Here is a 17,264-nt window from a genome sequence, read left to right as displayed (position 1 = left end):
TCGGCAGCCTCACTCGTACCAGGGGAAGGACGTCACGATCCAGACGTCCATGTTCTTGTGCAGCTTGCGCTGGCTCGTCAGCGGATAGTTCTTGCGGTTGCCGCTGTGCTGACTGATGTAGATGTTTCCGTGCGAGTCGATCTTCGTCACCACGGACGCGTGACTGATCCCCTTGAAGCCGTTGGGATGGTCGTCGCCCTTGTCGTTCCAGTTGTAGAAGACGATGTCGCCCAGGTTGACCTGCCCCTTGTTGGTGTGCCAGGAGTAGGTGGCCTGTCTGTCGATGAAATCGGCCAGATGATAGGCCATGCTCCAGGAGTCCGACTGCTTCCAGTACAGGTAGTCGCCGTTGCGCCACCAGTAGTCGTCCTTGTGGCGGTCGAGGCGCGAACCCCATTTCTTGTCCATGCCGCCGCCACTGTTCAGCGAGCGCGAGGCGAAGTTGGTGCAGTCGTTGCCGTACCAGTGCTTGGAGTTCCAGTGGTCCCTGGCCCATTTCGCGGTGCCGCTGCCGGAGATGTCCGCCGCGTACTGGGCATGGGTGGAGACCGTGGTCGCCGTCGTGGTGGACGAGGCGTCCGCGGCCACCAGGGCTCCGTCCGCGTCCGTCCCCATGGCTGCGGGCGAATCCGTCGAGGAGTCGGTGTCGTCGTCCGTCACCGTGGTGTCGTCGCCGAGTTGGGTGAGTGCGTCGTCGCCCGCGCTGACGACGGTCTCGGCCGCGTCGGCGTCGATGTGCCCGGTGAGTACGGGCGGAGTGGCCACGGTGAACGTGTACAGATACGTCGATTCCTCCGCGGCGTCGGCGGCGTCGGGGTCGGTGCTGTCCGCGGCGACCGTGACGGTCTTCGCGGTCGTCGCGGTGGCGCGCAGCGTCACCGTCTTGCCGTCGGTGGACGGCATCGCCAAGACATCGCTCAGGGTGACCGTCGAGCCGTCGGTCTCCGAGTCGTCGTCCGCCAGCAGCGCCCGCTCGGTGAGCGGGTCGGACTGCTCCGCTTCGAGAACGTCCGCGAAGGCCGTACCGTCGTCGCTGCTGTCGGCGGCGACCGACGAGTTCGCGTACGTACCTTCCGTGAGTCCGGTCTGCGCGTCCAGATACTGCTGCAGGACAGTACGATAGTCAGCCGTTCCCCCACTCACCGCGACCGGGACGGCGGGAGCGGACACCGTGGCCGGGCCGCTTCCCGCGCTGCCGACCGCGGCCACGGAGAACGTGTACGTGAGCCCGTTGGTGAGCCCGGTGACGACGGCCGAAGTGCCCGCCGCGGTGAGGGTCTTGACAGTGGACGAGCCGGTGATGACGTTCACCGTGTAGGCGACGCCGTCCTCGTCGCTTCCGCCCAGGTCCTCCGGCGCGCTCCACCCGACCAGGACGCCGCCTTCGCCGGCTCGTGCGCTCAGATCCCGTACCGCGGTGGGCACACCGCCGGCCGTGTCACCCGACTGGGAAGGGTCGGTCACATCGACGGTGAACGACTTCTTGGCGGTATAGGAGGAGCAGACGCTCCCCACGCAGGCGCGCGTCTTCCAGGAGTAGGTACCGGCATCGCTCAGCAGACCGTCCGGCACCTGGAGCGCCGCGCGCTGCCCCGACTCGACGGTCGCGGTGCCCAACGGCGTACCGCCGATGACCGAGCCGGAGGCGTCGTACAGGACGAACTGGGTGTCCACCGCCGGCTGCCCGAGTGCGGTGACCAGGGCCGTGAGCAGCGGAGTGGTCGTCTCGGTCGCACCCGTCTGCAGTCCGGTCGGCACGTCCGGGATGTCCAGCGCGCCCGTGTCGACGGTGTACGACGTCCAGGAGGTCCAGGCCGTCGAGTAGTCGGTACCGTCGTAGGCGCGGGCGCGGATGCGCAGGTGCTTGCCGTCGGGCAGCGGGGTCGAGCTCGGGACGCTGAGGGCGGCGGCCTTGCCGGAGGCGACGTACGCGGTGGACCTGGTCAGCGTGTACGTGGTGTCCGCGTAGTCGGGGTCCGGCTCGATCGCGTACTGGACGCGGACCTTGGCGCCGGAGTCGACGTCGGAGACCTTGGCCGAGAACACCGGGGTGACCGACGTGACGATCTTCTCGCTGCCACTGGTGGTGCTGGGCGAGACGGTCAGCGAACTCGGCGTCTTCGGGTACGAGTTGTACGTCACGGTCAGGTGCGGCTCGGTCGAACCGTCCCCGGAGACGTAGTTGGCCGAGCGCCAGCGGCGCCAGGTCAGGCTGTCGGTCTCGCTGACGCCCTTGACCTTCAGGCCGTAGTTGGTGGAACCGTCCGCCCAGGCCTGCACGATGGCGTCGATGTCGAAGTTGACGGTACCGGCCGGGCAGTCGGTCGAGTAGCCCTTGGCGGCCGTGCTGGTGACCGCGCCGGTGCTGGTGGAGGTCGGCTCGCTGCCCCACGCGATCGTCGAGGAGGACCAGGACGAGGTGATGCGGCGCACCTGGGTACCCGAACCGGAGGTCGAGCAGGACGACGACCAGTACGAGTACAGGGCCAGGTTGGTGTCGACGATGTCCGTGCCCACGAAGTCCGAGACGTCGAACTTCAGATAGGAACGGGCGATCGTGTCACCGCCGTTGTACGTGCCCGACTTCAGCTCTGCCGAGGACAGCTGCGAGTCGGGGTAGTTGGTGGCGACCCAGGTGTCGGTGGTCACCGCCAGCGTGCTGGTCGGGTCGACGGTGACCGGGTAGGTCAGGTCCTGGTCGAAGTAGGCCGCGTCCGGGGTGAGGACCAGGGTCTGGGTGCCGTCCGCGGCGGTCTCGATCTCGTAGTCCACGGCCGCGACATGCTTCGACTCGCCGGAGGCCGGGTCCTTGGAGGAGTCCCACATCATCGGCGCCGGAGCCTCGGCGACCAGGTCGCCGTCGTCGTCCTTGAGGAGCAGATGCCCCGTGGACGCCTTCGAGACGGTCAGACCGTGCAGGGCCAGGGGTATCCGGTAGGACACGGTGGCGGGGGCGGAGTCGAGGACGACGTTCTCCGAGAAACCCTGCGGCAGCGCGGTGACGGTCAGCTTCTGGTCGTCGCCCACGTCGTACGAGGCGGTGTCGCCGTCGACGGTCGGGGTGGGCAGGGCATCGGGCCAGCTCATCCCGAAGGACTTGCCGTCCGCCGAGACAGACGCGAGGTGAGTGTCCCCGCCGTCCGAGACGGTGATGTCGGCGGCTGCGGCCTGCGGCTCCAACGCGGCACCCGCGTCGGACAGCTCGGTGTCGATCGACTCCCAGGTCCCGTCGCTGTCCTGGACCCGGATGGGCCCGGCATAGCTCTCCGTGGTGAGGGTGCCGTCGGGATTGACATACGTCGTGGTGTCCTCAGTGCGCTGCGAGGTCAGTTCGACCCGCTCGCCGGTCACCTTGGCCTGCCTGCGCGCGAGTTGGTCCGGCGTCAGAAACGACAGCGCCTTCGCTGCGCCCTCGCTGCCGGTGTCCACCGCGGGGGTGACCTGAAAAGTCTTCGGAACGAACGGAGTTGAGGCGGCCTCGGCGAATGTGCCTGACCTGAAGGGAGCATCCGTCACAGCCGCCGCGAGCAACAACAGGGACAACCCGGCCGCCGTACGACGTACGGCGGCCGGGGAGAACCGTCTTCGATATGACATGCACGGAACATAGCTAATGTCCGATGTGAAGAGGCCGTGAAGTTGATCATTCACAGCGACTCACAGGAACTCATAGCCTGTTGCCAGGAAGTGGACTCCTAGAAGACCGCCGTACCGGCCTGCGTCAGCTTCCAGTTGGTGGCCGCGAACGTCGACGGGTCGATGGTGCCCTTGGCCGTGGCGTAGGCGATCATCAGGTCGCGGACCTGGTTGGTGGAGCTGTAGGCGGACTCCGCCGCGGCGATGTGCGGGTAGCCGCTGCCACCGTTGGCGCGGTAGTTGTTGACCGCGACGACGAAGACCTGGTCGTCGGGGATCGCGGCGCCGTTGTAGGTGAGGTTCTTGATGCGGGAGCCCTCGGCCGCCGCGATGTCGATCTCGTAGGAGACACCGGCCGCCGTGTCGTACATGTAGTCCCAGAAGCTGTTGGCGTTGGTGAGGGTCGCGGTGTCGACCTTCGTGCCGGCCGGGACCTGGTGGTAGTACTTCGCCGCGAACTCCAGGTAGTCCTTGAGCTGGGCGCCGGTGAGCTTCTTGCCGTAGAGGGTGTTCTCGTAGATGTAGAGGCCGGCGACGTCGCGGATGGTCACGTCACCCTTGGGGATGTCGGCGGTGCGGCTGAAGCAGGCCGCCACCGAGATCAGCGGGAGCGCGGCGTCCGCCGCCGACAGGCCCGCCTTCACCGTCTCCATCTGGACCTCGTGGATGAAGTCGATGGCGGGGACGTCCTTCCAGCAGGCCTCCGCGGTCGACATGTCCGCGGTGCTGGTGCCGATCGCCGTGTTGACGTACTTGACGACCAGGTCGTGGTCGGCGGTGAGGAGTTCGGTGATCTTCGGGTCCTCGGCGACCGTGTTGCTGTTGAGCGTGGTCGCCGTCTTGCTGGTGATCTTCCAGCAGCCGCGCACGAGTTCCAGCTCGAAGTCGAAGACGGACAGGCGGTAGCCGTAGCAGTACGGCTCGGAGAGGAGGACGTCCTCGCCGGTCTCCTCGTTCTTCACCGTGTAGGTGGGGACGTCGACGTGGGTGTGGCCGACGAGGATCGCGTCGATGCCGGGGACCTGCGCGGCGACCAGGTTCGACGCGTTCTCCACGTACGGGAGTTCGTCGCCCCACGACGTCGAGCCGTCCAGACCGGAGTGGTCGGTGAGGAAGACGACGTCGCAGCCGAGCGCGCGCAGCCTCGGCACGTACTTCTTCGCCTGCTCGACGAGCCCCGGGAAGACCAGCTTGCCGCTGACGTTGTCCTTGTCCCACAGCGCGATGCCCGGGTTGGTGAGGCCGAGGATGCCGACCTTGATGTCCGGGGCGCCGGGCACCTTGATGCGCTTGACCGTGTAGGGCTCGAAGGCGGGCTTGAGGGTCTTCGCGTCCAGGGCGTTGGCGCCGAGCAGCGGGAAGTGACACTGCTTCTCGAAGGCGCGCAGCACGTCCACGCCGTAGTTGAACTCGTGGTTGCCGAGGGCGGCGGCGTCGTAGCGCATCTCGTTCATGGCGACAGCCATGGGGTGCTTGGGGCCGCGCTTGCCGTTCTTGCCCGTGATGGGGTCGACGTTGGCGTAGTAGTACGCGAGGGACGTGCCCTGGATGATGTCGCCGGCGTCGACGAGCAGCACCCGGTGCTCGCCCTTCTCAGCGCGCAGGTTCTTGACCAGGGTGGCGATGCGGGCGATGCCGTAGGTGTTGCCCTTGGAGTCCACCGGGGCGGCGTTGGTGTAGTAGTCCCAGTTGAAGACGTGGCTGTGCAGGTCGGTCGTGCCCAGGATGGAGAACGACCAGGTCGTCGGCCTGGGCTTCGGCTTGTGCCGGTCGGCGGCCTCGGCGGGCCCCGCGGCGACGCTGCCCGCGGCGGCGACGGCCGCCCCGGTGACGGCCGACTTCTTCACGAACGCGCGGCGGTTCATGGGACTGACGGGCATGGCAGGGCTCCTGGAGGGGAAGTGGGAGGAGAGAGGGAACTACCCGCGTAGATAGTCGCGTCCCGCCGGTTGCGCGCGAAACCAGGAGCAAGCCATGGGCCGGTCAAGGATGTCCATGACCGGCCCAACAGCTGCAGAACAAAAGGGATTTACAGGAACGAATTGATCTCGATCGTCTCGTCCCGGCCCGGGCCCACACCGATCGCGGAGATCGGGGCGCCGGACATCTCCTCCAGCGCCTTGACGTAGTCCTGGGCGTTCTTCGGGAGGTCGGCGAAGGTCTTGGCCTTCGTGATGTCCTCGCTCCAGCCGGGGAGGTTCTCGTAGATCGGCTTCGCGTGGTGGAAGTCGGTCTGGGAGTACGGGAGCTCCTCGACGCGCTTGCCGTCGATCTCGTAGGCCACGCAGACCGGGATCTGCTCCCAGCCGGTGAGGACGTCGAGCTTGGTGAGGAAGAAGTCGGTGAGGCCGTTGACGCGGGTCGCGTAACGGGCGATCACCGCGTCGAACCAGCCGCAGCGGCGGTCACGGCCGGTGGTGACACCCCGCTCGCCGCCGATCCGGCGCAGCGCGTCGCCGTCCGCATCGAGCAGCTCGGTCGGGAACGGACCCGAGCCGACACGGGTCGTGTACGCCTTGAGGATGCCGATGACCCGGCTGATCTTCGTGGGACCGACGCCCGATCCCGTGCACGCACCGCCCGCGGTGGGGTTGCTGGAGGTGACGAAGGGGTACGTGCCGTGGTCGATGTCCAGGAGCGTGCCCTGGCCGCCCTCGAACAGGACGACCTTGTCGTTCTCCAGGGCCTGGTTGAGCACCAGGACCGTGTCGGCGACGTAGGGCTTCAGCCGGTCGGCATAGCCCAGCAGTTCCTCGACGACCTGCTCCACCTCGATGGCACGGCGGTTGAAGACCTTGGTGAGGAGCTGGTTCTTGCCGTCGAGAGCCGCCTCGACCTTCTGCGTCAGGATCGACTCGTCGTACAGGTCCTGGATGCGGATGCCGACGCGGTTGATCTTGTCCGCGTACGTCGGCCCGATGCCGCGTCCGGTGGTGCCGATCTTCCGCTTTCCGAGGAAGCGTTCCGTCACCTTGTCGACGGTGACGTTGTACGGCGTGATGATGTGGGCGTTCCCACTGATCAGGAGCTTGGAGGTGTCGACGCCGCGGTCGTTCAGTCCGTTCAGCTCGGAGAACAGGACCGACGGATCGACGACGACACCGTTGCCGATGACCGGGGTGCACCCCGGCGACAGGATTCCGGAAGGGAGGAGGTGGAGGGCGTACTTCTGATCGCCCACGACTACCGTGTGGCCGGCGTTGTTGCCGCCTTGGTAGCGCACCACATAGTCCACCGAGCCACCGAGCAGGTCGGTCGCCTTTCCCTTGCCTTCGTCACCCCACTGAGCACCGAGCAGCACAAGTGCGGGCACGCGCGTACACCCCTTCCGGGCGGGGCATGTCCAAGGTCAGGGATGTACGCGTACGGTTCACCGTCGCGTGCACCAACGGCCGTCGTCGGCCGCTGTCCGTCGGACCCGGATGCCCCGGAATAGACGAAGCCCCTGGCGCAATAGCGCAAGGGGCTCTTGCACAAAGATGCTACCCGAGGAAGCGAGGCATGGCCGAGGTGGCGACTTCCGCGACTTCCGATCAGCTGCTCGTAGTGATCGATCCGGTCGCCCGGCAGACCGACGGCGAGTCCGTACGGATCGTGAAAGACGTGCTCAGCGCGGGTGCGGTGACAAAGGTGTGCCTGCCGGAGGGGCCCGAGGAATTCGCCCGGGCGCTGGCTCGGCGCGGCTCCCGGCGACCGGTGGTGGTCGGTGACGACCGCGCGCTGATCCGGGCGGTGGTGCAGCTGCACCGGCAGCGGGACCTGGCGCACTGTGTGCTGTCGGTGGTGCCCGTCGGCCCGGTGCTGGGCGTCGCCCGCGCGCTGGGGCTGCCGACGGGGGCGGTGGCGGCCTCGCGGGCGGTGCTGGACGGCGCCGAGCGGCGGCTGGACCTGCTGGTGGACGACAGCGACGGGGTGGTACTGGGCACGTTGCGCATCCCGCCCCTGTCGGTCCCGGAACCCGCCGAGGCGGCGGAGGCCGGACGGCACTGGCTGCGGACCTACCAGTCGCTCGTACGGACCCTGGTGCCGGCCCGGCCCGCCCGGGAGCCGTTCGTGCCCGCTCCCGGCCCCGCCCATCTGCGGGTCGAGGTCGACGGCGTCACGCTGGTGGACCTGGACCAGCCCCTGGAGGCGGTGTCGGTCACCCCGGGCTCCGGCGGCGGCCTGGCCACGGTCGAGGTACGCCCGCTGTCGGTGGGCGCGGAGGCGTCCCCCCTGCTGGCCTCCGGCAGGACGGTCACGGTCACGGGGGCGGACTTCCGCTACCGGGCGGACACCGGGGTCGCGGGACCGGTACGGAGACGGACATGGGTGGTACGGGAGGGAGCACTGCGGCTGACGGTGCCGCGGTGAGCTGTGTGGGGAGCTGTGTGGGGCGGCTGAGGGCAGTCGCTCCGGGGGCGGCTCAGGGCAGTCGCTCGACCGCTTCGCCGTGATCGTCGCTCTCGTCCTTCAGTTCCACGCCGGTCCGCCCCAACTCCCGTGCCCGCCCCATGAGCCCCGCCAGCTTGGCCGCCGCGCCCTCGTAGGACAGCCCCAGCGGCGGCCTGATGTTGGACAGACAGTTGCGGTCGGCGTCCGTCGTCGTGCCCGGGACCGGCCGGTGGGTCAGATACGCGCCCAGCGAGTCCGCCGCCGACATACCGGGGCGTTCGCCGATCAGCACCACCACCATCGTCGCGCCCATCGCCGCCGCCACGTCGTCGCCGAGGGCCACACGGGCCTGTTCGGCGAGGACGACCGGGGCGACGCGCCAGTCCCCGAGGAGAGCCGTCGTCCCGCGCACCACCGCCGCCGCGTGCTCGTGCACCGCGCGGCTGGAGAGCCCGTCGGCGACGACGAAGACCACGTCCCACTCCCCCACCGGAAGGTGCGCACGGTCCGTCGGGTCGAGGCGGCGGCCCAGGTCCGGCCGCTGGAGGTAGGTGAGCCGGTCGGCCGCCGCGCTGCGGACCCGTACCGTCGGCGTCCCCGCCAGCGCCGCCGCGATCCCGTCCGGCTCGAACGGCGAGTGCACCGCGTCCCGGGCGGCCGCGTGGGCGGCCTGGAGTTCGAGGCGGTGCCGGGTGGGAAGCGCGGAGCCGGCCCGGCCGAGACCGATCCTGGCCTGCGTGCGCAGCCGTAGCTCCGCCCACAACTCGCCTGTCTGTACGGCCACCTCAGCCACTTCAACCACCTCTGCCTGCACAGTCGTCTCGGTCATGCCGCCGACCTCCCTGCCGCGATCGCCGTCAACGGGTGGATCTCTCCGGAGACCTCGCGGATGCCGCCCCGTTCGTCCAGCAGCCCGATCGAGGCGAGCCAGGTCTCGAACTCCGGTGCCGGGCGCAGTCCCAGGACCTCCCGGAGGTACAGGGCATCGTGGTAGGAGGCCGACTGGTAGTTGAGCATGATGTCGTCGCCGCCCGGCGTGCAGATCACGAAGGACGCTCCGGCCACGCCGAGCATGGTCAGCATGGTCGCCACATCGTCGTCATCGGCGTCCGCGTGGTTCGTGTAGCAGATGTCCAGGCCCATCGGCAGCCCGAGCAGCTTGCCGCAGAAGTGGTCCTCCAGGGCGGCGCGCAGGATCTGCCGACCGTCGTAGAGGTACTCGGGCCCGATGAAGCCGACCACGGTGTTGACCAGCAGCGGGTCGTAGCGGCGGGCCACCGCGTACGCCCGTGCCTCCACCGTCTGCTGGTCGACCCCGTGGTGCGCGCCCGCCGACAGGGCGCTGCCCTGGCCGGTCTCGAAGTACATGACGTTGCGGCCGACGGTCCCCCGCTCCAGCTTCAGCGCCGCCTCGTACGCCTCGTCGAGAAGACCCAGCGTCACCCCGAAGGACGCGTTGGCCGCCTGGGTGCCCGCGATGGACTGGAAGACCAGGTCGACGGGGGCACCGCGTTCCATCAGGTCCACGCTCGTCGTGACATGGCACAGCACGCAGGACTGGGTGGGGATCGCGTAGCGCTGGATCACCCCGTCGAGGAGTTCCAGCAGGTCCCGTACGGCCCTGGGGCTGTCGGTCGCCGGGTTGATGCCGATCACCGCGTCGCCGGAGCCGAGGAGCAGGCCGTCCAGCAGGGCCGCCGCCACGCCCGCGGGGTCGTCGGTGGGGTGGTTGGGCTGGAGCCGGGTCGCCAGCCGCCCCGGCAGTCCGATCGTCGAGCGGAACGCGGTGACCACGCGGACCTTGCGGGCCACGGCGACCAGATCCGCGTTGCCCATCAGCTTGGAGACCGCCGCGACCATCTCGGGCGTGAGCCCGGGTGACACGGCGGCCAGTGCCTCTGCGGACGCCGCCTGCGACAGCAGCCACTCCCGGAACCCGCCGACCGTCATCGAGGCCACCGGCGCGAACGCCGTCGCGTCGTGCGTGTCGAGGATCAGCCGGGTCACGTCGTCGGTCTCGTACGGGATCAGCGGCTTGGTAAGGAAGTCCGCGAGCGGTACCTCGGCGAGCGCCCAGCGCGCGGCGACCCGCTCCTGTTCGGACGCGGCGGCGAGTCCGGCCAGGCGGTCGCCGGAGCGTTCGGGGCTCGCGGCGGCGAGCAGACGGGCGAGGCTCTCGAAGCGGTGGCGTCGACCACCGAGCACGGACGAATAGCTCATGCGGCGACGCTACGAGCCACGTGTTGCCGTCACATTTCTAAAGGTCTGGTTGACAAACTTTTAACGCCCCGAGACCCTTGCTCGACTCATTCGGCCGACAGAGTTCCGGTTCGGTACACAAGCAGCGGGCAAGGAGAGAGGCCACCCCATGGCAGTGGACGAAGGAGTCGCCCCGGCGACGGACACGGGCGGGGACGGCTCGGTCCACCGACTGAAGGCCAACGCTGTGGGCCTGACCGGGGTGGTCTTCATGGCCGTCGCGACCGCCGCGCCGATCACCGCGATGACCGGCAACGTGCCCTTCATGGTGTCCTCCGGCAACGGCATCGGAGCCCCGGCGAGCTACCTCGTCGCAATGGTCGTCCTGGCAATCTTTTCCGTCGGCTTCACCTCGATGGCGAAGCACATCACCTCGACGGGCGCCTTCTACGGCTTCATCTCCTACGGCCTCGGCCGCACGGTCGGACTGGCCTCGGGGCTGCTCGCCACCTTCGCGTACGTCGTGTTCGAACCGGCGCTCATCGGCATCTTCTCGACCTTCGCGACGGGAACTCTGAAGGACCAGACGGGACTTCACATCCCGTGGTGGGCGTTCGCGGTGCTGATGCTCGCGGTCAACGCGATGGGCACCTGGTTCGGCATCTCGGTCGCCGAGAAACTGCTCGTCGTCCTGCTCGCCACCGAGGTGACGATCCTCGCCGCGATGGCGGTCTCGGTCGCCTTCCACGGCGGCGGCCCGAACGGCTTCAGCCTCGACCCGGTCAACCCCGTCAACGCCTTCAAGGGCACCTCCGCCGGACTGGGCCTCTTCTTCGCCTTCTGGTCATGGGTCGGCTTCGAGTCGACGGCGATGTACGGCGAGGAGTCCCGCAACCCGAAGAAGATCATCCCCAAGGCGACGATGATCTCCGTGCTGGGCGTCGGCGTCTTCTACGTCTTCGTCTCCTGGATGGCCATCTCGGGCACCGGCGAGTCGAACGCCGTCAAGGTCGCCACCGCCAACCCCCTGCAGCTCTTCTTCGGCCCGACCGAGCAGTACGTCGGCCACTGGGCGGTCGACGTCATGCAGTGGCTGATGATCACCGGCTCGCTGGCCTGCGGCATGGCCTTCCACAACTGCGCCGCCCGCTACATGTACGCGCTGGGCCGCGAGGGCGTCCTGCCCGTCCTGAAGAACACCGTCGGCCGCACCCACGCCCGGCACGGCTCACCGCACATCGCGGGCCTGGTGCAGACGGTGGTGACGGGAGTGCTGCTCCTCGCGTTCGCGGCGGCCGGCAAGGACCCGTACAACGGCACATACGTCCTGCTCGCCATCCTCGGCACCATGGCGATCCTGGTCGTGCAGGCCGTGTGCTCCTTCGCGGTGCTGGCGTACTTCCGCACGCACCACCCGGAGAGCCGCCACTGGTTCAGGACCTTCACGGCCCCGCTGGTCGGCGGTGTCGCGATGCTCGCCGTGGTCGTCCTGCTGGTCTCCAACATGGGCGCGGCGGCCGGTTCGGAGTCGGGTTCCCTCGTCCTGAAGGCCACGCCGTGGCTGGTGGCGGCGGTCGCGGCCCTGGGCATCGGGTACGCCCAGTACCTGAAGCGACGCTCGCCGGAACGCTATCTGCTGCTCGGGCGGACGGTGCTGGAGGAGACGAAGGAACGCTAGGTCCCGCGCCGGAAGTTCCCGGGTGGTCCGGGCGCAGACTCGAACGGCCGGCGCACCTGACCGGCGTCCGGACCCCGGTCACCGAGGCCCGGAAGATCCACCGACGGACTACTGGCGCAGGACACTAAAGGCTCCCGAAACGCTCCTCGCGGTGGATCCGCCACCGCTCCATCATGGCCGCGACCTCGCCCTCGACGAACTCGAAGAAGGCGAGCGTCTCGGCCATGCGGCGTCCCGCGGGCGTGTCGGCACCGAGGCTGGCGACACCCTCGCGCAGGGCGGCCTCCCAGCGCTTGAGGACTGCCTCGCGGTTGGTCAGGGCCTCGTACCACTGGTCGCCGTGCACCCGGTAGCGCTCACGGCGCGAACCGGGCTCCCGCTCGCGCGAGACCATGTGCGTCTGAGCGAGATAGCGCACCGCCCCGGAGACCGCGGCGGGGCTGATCCGCAGCTGCTCGCCCAGTTCGGCGGAGGACATGGTGCCCTCGTCGGAGGACAGGAGCGCGGCGAAGACCCGGGCCGGCATGCGCTGCATCCCGGCTTCGACGAGCTGGGCGGCGAAGCTCTCCACGAACTTCGAGACCGCCTCCTGGTCACGCCCCACCGCATCCGTCATGGTCACCACCCTAACGGGACTTCATACGCTTCCTTAACTTCACAAATTTCTGAAAGAAGCGTACGTTCCGAAGCATGACGAAGGCAATCAGCGTCTCCGGACTCCACAAGTCGTTCGGCGGCACCCACGCCCTCGACGGCCTCGACCTGGACGTCGAGACCGGTGAGGTGCACGGCTTCCTCGGCCCCAACGGCGCCGGCAAATCCACCACCCTCCGCGTCCTGCTCGGCCTGCTGCGCGCCGACTCCGGGGCAGCGCAGGTGCTGGGCCGCGACCCGTGGACCGACGCGGTCGAGGTGCACCGACGCATCGCCTACGTCCCGGGCGACGTGACCCTGTGGCGGAACCTGTCGGGCGGCGAGGTCATCGACCTGTACGGCAGTCTCCGCGGCGGCCTCGACCCGGTGCGCCGCGCCGAGCTGGTCGAGCGCTTCGAGCTGGACCCCACCAAGAAGGGCCGCACCTACTCGAAGGGCAACCGCCAGAAGGTCGCCCTGGTCGCCGCGTTCGCCTCGGACGTGGACCTGCTGATCCTGGACGAGCCGACATCGGGCCTGGACCCGCTGATGGAGGCGGTCTTCCGGCGCTGCGTCGAGGAGGAGCGCGACCGCGGCCGTACGGTCCTGCTGTCGTCGCACATCCTGAGCGAGGTCGAGGAACTCTGCGACCGCGTCAGCATCATCCGGCGCGGCCGCACGGTGGAGTCGGGTTCGCTGGCCGAGCTGCGCCACCTCACCCGGACCAGCGTCACGGCCGAACTCGCGGGCGCCCCCAACGGGTTGGCGGGTCTGACGGGCGTCCACGGCCTCGACGTCCGGGGCCGCCGGGTACGGCTCCAGGTCGACACCGAACAACTCGACGCCGTACTGCGGTCGTTGACCGACTCGGGTGTGCGCTCGCTGACGTCGACCCCGCCGACACTGGAGGAACTGTTCCTGCGGCACTACCAGGACGAGGACGCGTCATGACCTCCCTCGCGGGTACGGGAGTGCTGCTGCGTTTCGCGCTCCGCCGCGACCGGGTGATGATCCCGGTGTGGGTGGCGGTGAACGCCCTCATGGTCCTCTCCATGCCGAACACCCTGAAGGGCCTCTACGGCACCGAGGCGGAGCGCGCCGACCTGCTCCGACAGGTCGCCGCCAACTCCTCCCTCCGCGCGCTGATCGGCCCCGCCTTCGACGGCTCCCTCGGTGCCCTCACCGCCTGGCGCGTCGGCGTCTACGCGGGCGCGCTCGCCGCCGTCACCGGTCTCCTGGTCGTCGTACGCCACACCCGTGACGAGGAGGAGAGCGGCCGGCACGAGCTGATCGCCTCGGGGGCGGTGGGCCGCCGTGCCTCGCTGACGGCGGCGCTGCTGGCGGCAGCCGTGGCGAGCGGGGTGCTGGCCCTGCTCGTGACGGTGGGCCTGGCAGGTCAGGGGACCGCTGGAGCGGTGGCGTTCGGTCTGGGCCTCGCGGCGGTGGGGATGCTCTTCGCCACCATGGCCGCGATCGTGGCGCAGTTGACGGAGAGCGCGCGGCTGGCGCGGGGGCTGACGGCGGGAGTGCTGGGCGTGGCCTTCGCTCTGCGGGCGGCGGGCGACTCGGAGTCGGTCGACGGCTCGTCCGTCCTGACCTGGCTGTCGCCCCTCGGGTGGCTGTCGCAGCTGCGCGCCTTCGCGGGCGAACGCTGGTGGGTACTGGGGCTGTTCGCGGCGGCGATCGCGGCACAGGGCGTGCTGACGTACGTGCTCGCGGGCCGCCGGGACGTGGGCATGAGCTTCGTGCCGACCCGCCCGGGACCTGCTTCCGGCCGCCTGCGCACCGTGGGCGCGCTGGCCTGGCGGCTCCAGCGGGGCAGTGTGCTCGGCTGGTCGATCGGCTTCTTCGTCGCCGGGGTGGTCTACGGCGGCCTCACCGACGGCGTGGCCGACCTGGTCGGCGACAACGAGAAGGCCCGCGAGATCTTCGAGCGGATGGGCGGACAGTCCGGCCTCACGGATGCCTTCCTCGCCTCGATGACCGGGATGCTGGGGCTGGTGGCCGCGCTGTACGTCGTCGCGTCGGTACTGCGACTGCACGGCGAGGAGACCTCGATGCGGGCGGAACCGCTGCTGGCGAACGCGGTGGGCCGGCTGAGGTGGGCTCTGGGCCACCTGGTGATCGCCTTCGGCGGCGCGGTGCTCATCATGCTGCTCGCGGGCCTCGGCCTCGCCGTGGGCTACGGCAGGGAGGCCGGCCCGATCCTGGGCGCGTGCCTGGTGCAGGTGGCCGCGGTGTGGGTGGTCGGCGGACTGGCGGTCCTGTTGTACGGCCTGGCCCCACGGCTGGCTCCGCTGTCCTGGGGAGTCGCCGGGGCGGTCCTGCTGATCGGCTGGGTGGGCCCGGCGCTGGACGTCCCCCGGCCGGTGCTGGAGCTCTCGCCCTTCGGCCACCTGCCGAAGCTGCCGGGCGGCGGGATGACGTGGGAGCCGGTGCTGGTGCTGCTCGCGCTCGCGGCGGTGCTGGTGGCGGGCGGTCTCACGGGCCTGCGGCGACGCGACCTGACGACGTGAACCGTGGGCCGGGCCCGTGCGTCCCTCCCTGCATGAAGCGGAGAGTGGACGGAGTGACCTGCGGGGGCTGCGCGTTGTCGGCGGCGGGGGCGATCGCCGCCCCCGCCCTGTGGCTGTCCATGCCCCGCACCGGGCGCCACCTGGGCGGCGGTTTCGAGAACGAGGGCATGGACCTGAAGGTCCTGTTCACGGAGTTGCCGCTCGTGGTGTTGGGGGGAGCCTTCCTGCCGCTCCTCGTCGTCACCCTGCTGGTACGGCTGGCCGGCGGGCGGCGGAGCCGCAACAACGGGACCTGACGACGTGACGCAGGGGCGACGCAGGGGATCAGTCGACGTACTGCTTGAGTTTCTCGGTGTCGAGTTCGATGCCGAGGGGCTCAGGGAGCAGCAGGCGCACACCGAAAGGGACCGTGCGGCTGTCGCGGTATCCGACGCCGGGATCCGGGTCGCTGTACAGCTTTACCGTGCAGGCATCGCGATCGATCAGCAGGTAGAACGGGATCCCTGCCGCCCCGTACGCCACGGGCTTCTCCTGCCGATCGCGCCGGTCGGTGTCGGAGTCGTACGACGTGACCTCGACCACCATGAGCACCCCGCTGGGGTCGGCCCACTCACCGTGCCCTGCGAAGTGCTCCTCCGGTACGAGCACCGCGCGTCAGGACGAGTCCTGCCGTCACGGTACTTCTCCACCCGCAATCCCCGGCCCTGGTAGAGGTCGAGGTCAGGCCTGGCCTGCATGCAGCGCTTGCTCAGCCACACGACAATGGTGTCGTGGTCCCCGTCGGCCACCTTCTTGACCCCGATCCGTCCGTTGATGAACTCGAACCTGACGGTGTCGTCGGTCTCCTTGGCGGCGAAGGCTGCGATCCTCTCGAACTCCTCCACCGACATCTGGGACGTCTGCACTGTGCGCTCTGCCATAACGGTCATGGTGCACCCCCTCTCAGGCTGTGGCCAGTGTGGCGAGCCTCAGACGAAGCGCGTGCCCGATCACCCGGTGATCAGCCGAACGAGTGATCACATCACCTCGACGCGCAGTCCCTCCAGCCCCCGGATCACAAAGTTCGGCTTGCGCTGCGGCTCCGCCGCCAGGGCCAGCGTCGGGGCCTTCTCCAGCAGGGCCGTCATGGACGCCGCCAGTTCGATACGGGCCAGGGGGGCGCCGATGCAGTAGTGGATACCGGCGCTGAAGGAGATGTGCGGGTTGTCCGTGCGGGTGAGGTCGAGGTGCCCGGGGTCCGGGAACACCGCGGGGTCGTGGTTGGCGGAGCCGAAGAGCATGGCGATCTCGGCGCCCCTCGGGATCGTCGTCCCGTCGATCTCGATGTCGTCCAGCACCCAGCGTTCGAAGAGCTGGAGCGGGGTGTCGTAGCGCATGAGCTCTTCGACGGCCCGCGGGACGAGGGAGTGGTCCGCGCGCAGTTCTTGCAGTTGGCCGGGGTTGCGGAACAGGGCGTGCCAGCCGTTGACGGTGGCGTTCACGGTGGCCTCGTGGCCCGCGTTGAGCAGCAGGACGCAGGTGGAGATCATCTCCTGCTCGGTGAGCCGGTCGCCCTCGTCGTGCGCGGCGATGAGCCCCGAGATCAGATCGTCCCCGGGGCTCTCGCGCCGCTCGGCGATCAGCTCCAGCAGGTACTCGGAGAACTCGACCGACGCCCGCACCGCCCTCGCCGCCACGTCCTGCGGCGGGCTCAGCTCGTACATCCCGCAGATGTCCGCCGACCAGGGCCGAAGCGGTGCCCGGTCCGCCTCCGGGATCCCCAGCATCTCGGCGATCACCGCGACGGGGAGGGGCTCGGCCACATCGGTGAGCAGATCACCGCCGCCCTCCGCGACGAGCCGGTCCACCAGCTCACCGGCCAGCTTCGTCACATACGGCTTGAGCTGCTCGACCGTGCGCGGCGTGAACGCCTTCGACACCAGTCGCCGGATCCGGGTGTGGTCCGGCGGCTCCAGGTCGAGCATCCCGTGATCGTTGAGCGTGTGGAACGGCTCGTGCGCTGCGGGCGGCGCGGTCCGCCCGAAGTCCTCGTGCGTGAACCGGTGCTGATACGTCCGCCCCAGCCTCCGGTCCCTGAGCAGCGCGGATACGTCCGCGTGGTGCGGGACGAGCCACTGGTCCGTCGGCTCGAAGTACTGCACCCGGCCCTTGGCACGCAGCTCGGCGTAGGCGGGGTACGGGTCGGCGAGAAACGCCGGGTCCCAGGGATCGAAGGCGGTCATGCGGGG

The 17,264-nt window shown here is 69.3% G+C and carries 12 protein-coding genes and 1 pseudogene; 5 read left to right on the top strand and 8 right to left on the bottom strand.

Going from position 1 to position 17,264, the window contains the following annotated elements; translation table 11 throughout:
• Window positions 1–9 precede the first annotated feature (9 nt).
• The 3 genes from OHT57_RS26640 to OHT57_RS26630 all read right to left on the bottom strand — a co-directional run bounded on the left by OHT57_RS26640 (window position 10) and on the right by OHT57_RS26630 (window position 6,949).
• A complete protein-coding gene (locus OHT57_RS26640) occupies window positions 10–3,597 on the bottom strand; it encodes a DNRLRE domain-containing protein (RefSeq protein WP_328749030.1) in 3,588 nt (1,195 codons plus the stop codon).
• Window positions 3,598–3,695: 98 nt separating this feature from the next.
• Window positions 3,696–5,516, bottom strand: coding sequence for a bifunctional metallophosphatase/5'-nucleotidase (locus OHT57_RS26635; RefSeq protein ID WP_328749029.1), 1,821 nt, complete (start codon window positions 5,514–5,516; stop codon window positions 3,696–3,698).
• 149 nt (window positions 5,517–5,665) lie between these two features.
• Complete coding sequence (locus tag OHT57_RS26630) at window positions 5,666–6,949, bottom strand: adenylosuccinate synthase (RefSeq protein ID WP_328749028.1); 1,284 nt, start codon at window positions 6,947–6,949, stop codon at window positions 5,666–5,668.
• A gap of 188 nt (window positions 6,950–7,137) precedes the next feature.
• Here OHT57_RS26630 and OHT57_RS26625 point away from each other — a divergent pair, with 188 nt between their 5' ends.
• Window positions 7,138–7,989 carry a diacylglycerol kinase gene (locus tag OHT57_RS26625; protein WP_328749027.1) on the top strand — a complete coding sequence of 284 codons (852 nt, stop codon included), beginning with the start codon at window positions 7,138–7,140 and terminating at the stop codon, window positions 7,987–7,989.
• Between the two features lie 52 nt (window positions 7,990–8,041).
• Here OHT57_RS26625 and eutC read toward each other — a convergent pair whose 3' ends face one another.
• Together eutC and OHT57_RS26615 are read right to left on the bottom strand one after the other, a co-directional pair.
• On the bottom strand, window positions 8,042–8,839 hold the full coding sequence (gene eutC / locus OHT57_RS26620) for an ethanolamine ammonia-lyase subunit EutC (protein WP_328749026.1): 798 nt from the start codon (window positions 8,837–8,839) through the stop codon (window positions 8,042–8,044).
• Window positions 8,836–10,230: an ethanolamine ammonia-lyase subunit EutB gene (locus OHT57_RS26615; RefSeq protein WP_328749025.1), complete on the bottom strand. Its 1,395-nt coding sequence runs from the start codon at window positions 10,228–10,230 to the stop codon at window positions 8,836–8,838. The genes eutC and OHT57_RS26615 overlap by 4 nt, the downstream gene beginning before the upstream one ends.
• A gap of 148 nt (window positions 10,231–10,378) precedes the next feature.
• Here OHT57_RS26615 and OHT57_RS26610 point away from each other — a divergent pair, with 148 nt between their 5' ends.
• Window positions 10,379–11,887: an APC family permease gene (locus OHT57_RS26610; protein ID WP_328749024.1), complete on the top strand. Its 1,509-nt coding sequence runs from the start codon at window positions 10,379–10,381 to the stop codon at window positions 11,885–11,887.
• Window positions 11,888–12,011: 124 nt separating this feature from the next.
• Here the strand turns inward: OHT57_RS26610 and OHT57_RS26605 are convergent, their stop codons facing one another.
• On the bottom strand, window positions 12,012–12,503 hold the full coding sequence (locus OHT57_RS26605) for a GbsR/MarR family transcriptional regulator (RefSeq protein WP_328749023.1): 492 nt from the start codon (window positions 12,501–12,503) through the stop codon (window positions 12,012–12,014).
• 74 nt (window positions 12,504–12,577) lie between these two features.
• Here OHT57_RS26605 and OHT57_RS26600 point away from each other — a divergent pair, with 74 nt between their 5' ends.
• The 3 genes from OHT57_RS26600 to OHT57_RS26590 are packed head-to-tail and all read left to right on the top strand — an operon-like array spanning window position 12,578 to window position 15,332.
• Window positions 12,578–13,471: an ABC transporter ATP-binding protein gene (locus OHT57_RS26600; RefSeq protein ID WP_328749022.1), complete on the top strand. Its 894-nt coding sequence runs from the start codon at window positions 12,578–12,580 to the stop codon at window positions 13,469–13,471.
• On the top strand, window positions 13,468–15,036 hold the full coding sequence (locus OHT57_RS26595; RefSeq protein WP_328749021.1) for an ABC transporter permease: 1,569 nt from the start codon (window positions 13,468–13,470) through the stop codon (window positions 15,034–15,036). The genes OHT57_RS26600 and OHT57_RS26595 overlap by 4 nt, the downstream gene beginning before the upstream one ends.
• Before the next feature lie 32 nt (window positions 15,037–15,068).
• Window positions 15,069–15,332: a hypothetical protein gene (locus tag OHT57_RS26590; RefSeq protein ID WP_328749020.1), complete on the top strand. Its 264-nt coding sequence runs from the start codon at window positions 15,069–15,071 to the stop codon at window positions 15,330–15,332.
• 28 nt (window positions 15,333–15,360) lie between these two features.
• Here the strand turns inward: OHT57_RS26590 and OHT57_RS26585 are convergent.
• Together OHT57_RS26585 and OHT57_RS26580 are read right to left on the bottom strand one after the other, a co-directional pair.
• A pseudogene (locus OHT57_RS26585) lies at window positions 15,361–15,965 on the bottom strand (Uma2 family endonuclease).
• 87 nt (window positions 15,966–16,052) lie between these two features.
• A complete protein-coding gene (locus OHT57_RS26580; protein WP_328749019.1) occupies window positions 16,053–17,258 on the bottom strand; it encodes a cytochrome P450 in 1,206 nt (401 codons plus the stop codon).
• Window positions 17,259–17,264: the final 6 nt, after the last annotated feature.

It is taken from the genome of Streptomyces sp. NBC_00285 (assembly GCF_036174265.1).
Taxonomy (GTDB): Bacteria; Actinomycetota; Actinomycetes; order Streptomycetales; family Streptomycetaceae; genus Streptomyces.
This window is presented reverse-complemented; position numbering and strand designations above follow the sequence as displayed.

Coding starts and splice junctions, on each gene's coding strand:
- OHT57_RS26640 (WP_328749030.1), bottom strand. CDS start 3,597: ATGTCATATCGAAGACGGTTCTCCCCGGCCGCCGTACGTCGTACGGCG.
- OHT57_RS26635 (WP_328749029.1), bottom strand. CDS start 5,516: ATGCCCGTCAGTCCCATGAACCGCCGCGCGTTCGTGAAGAAGTCGGCC.
- OHT57_RS26625 (WP_328749027.1), top strand. CDS start 7,138: ATGGCCGAGGTGGCGACTTCCGCGACTTCCGATCAGCTGCTCGTAGTG.
- eutC (WP_328749026.1), bottom strand. CDS start 8,839: ATGACCGAGACGACTGTGCAGGCAGAGGTGGTTGAAGTGGCTGAGGTG.
- OHT57_RS26615 (WP_328749025.1), bottom strand. CDS start 10,230: ATGAGCTATTCGTCCGTGCTCGGTGGTCGACGCCACCGCTTCGAGAGC.
- OHT57_RS26610 (WP_328749024.1), top strand. CDS start 10,379: ATGGCAGTGGACGAAGGAGTCGCCCCGGCGACGGACACGGGCGGGGAC.
- OHT57_RS26605 (WP_328749023.1), bottom strand. CDS start 12,503: ATGACGGATGCGGTGGGGCGTGACCAGGAGGCGGTCTCGAAGTTCGTG.
- OHT57_RS26600 (WP_328749022.1), top strand. CDS start 12,578: ATGACGAAGGCAATCAGCGTCTCCGGACTCCACAAGTCGTTCGGCGGC.
- OHT57_RS26595 (WP_328749021.1), top strand. CDS start 13,468: ATGACCTCCCTCGCGGGTACGGGAGTGCTGCTGCGTTTCGCGCTCCGC.
- OHT57_RS26590 (WP_328749020.1), top strand. CDS start 15,069: ATGAAGCGGAGAGTGGACGGAGTGACCTGCGGGGGCTGCGCGTTGTCG.
- OHT57_RS26580 (WP_328749019.1), bottom strand. CDS start 17,258: ATGACCGCCTTCGATCCCTGGGACCCGGCGTTTCTCGCCGACCCGTAC.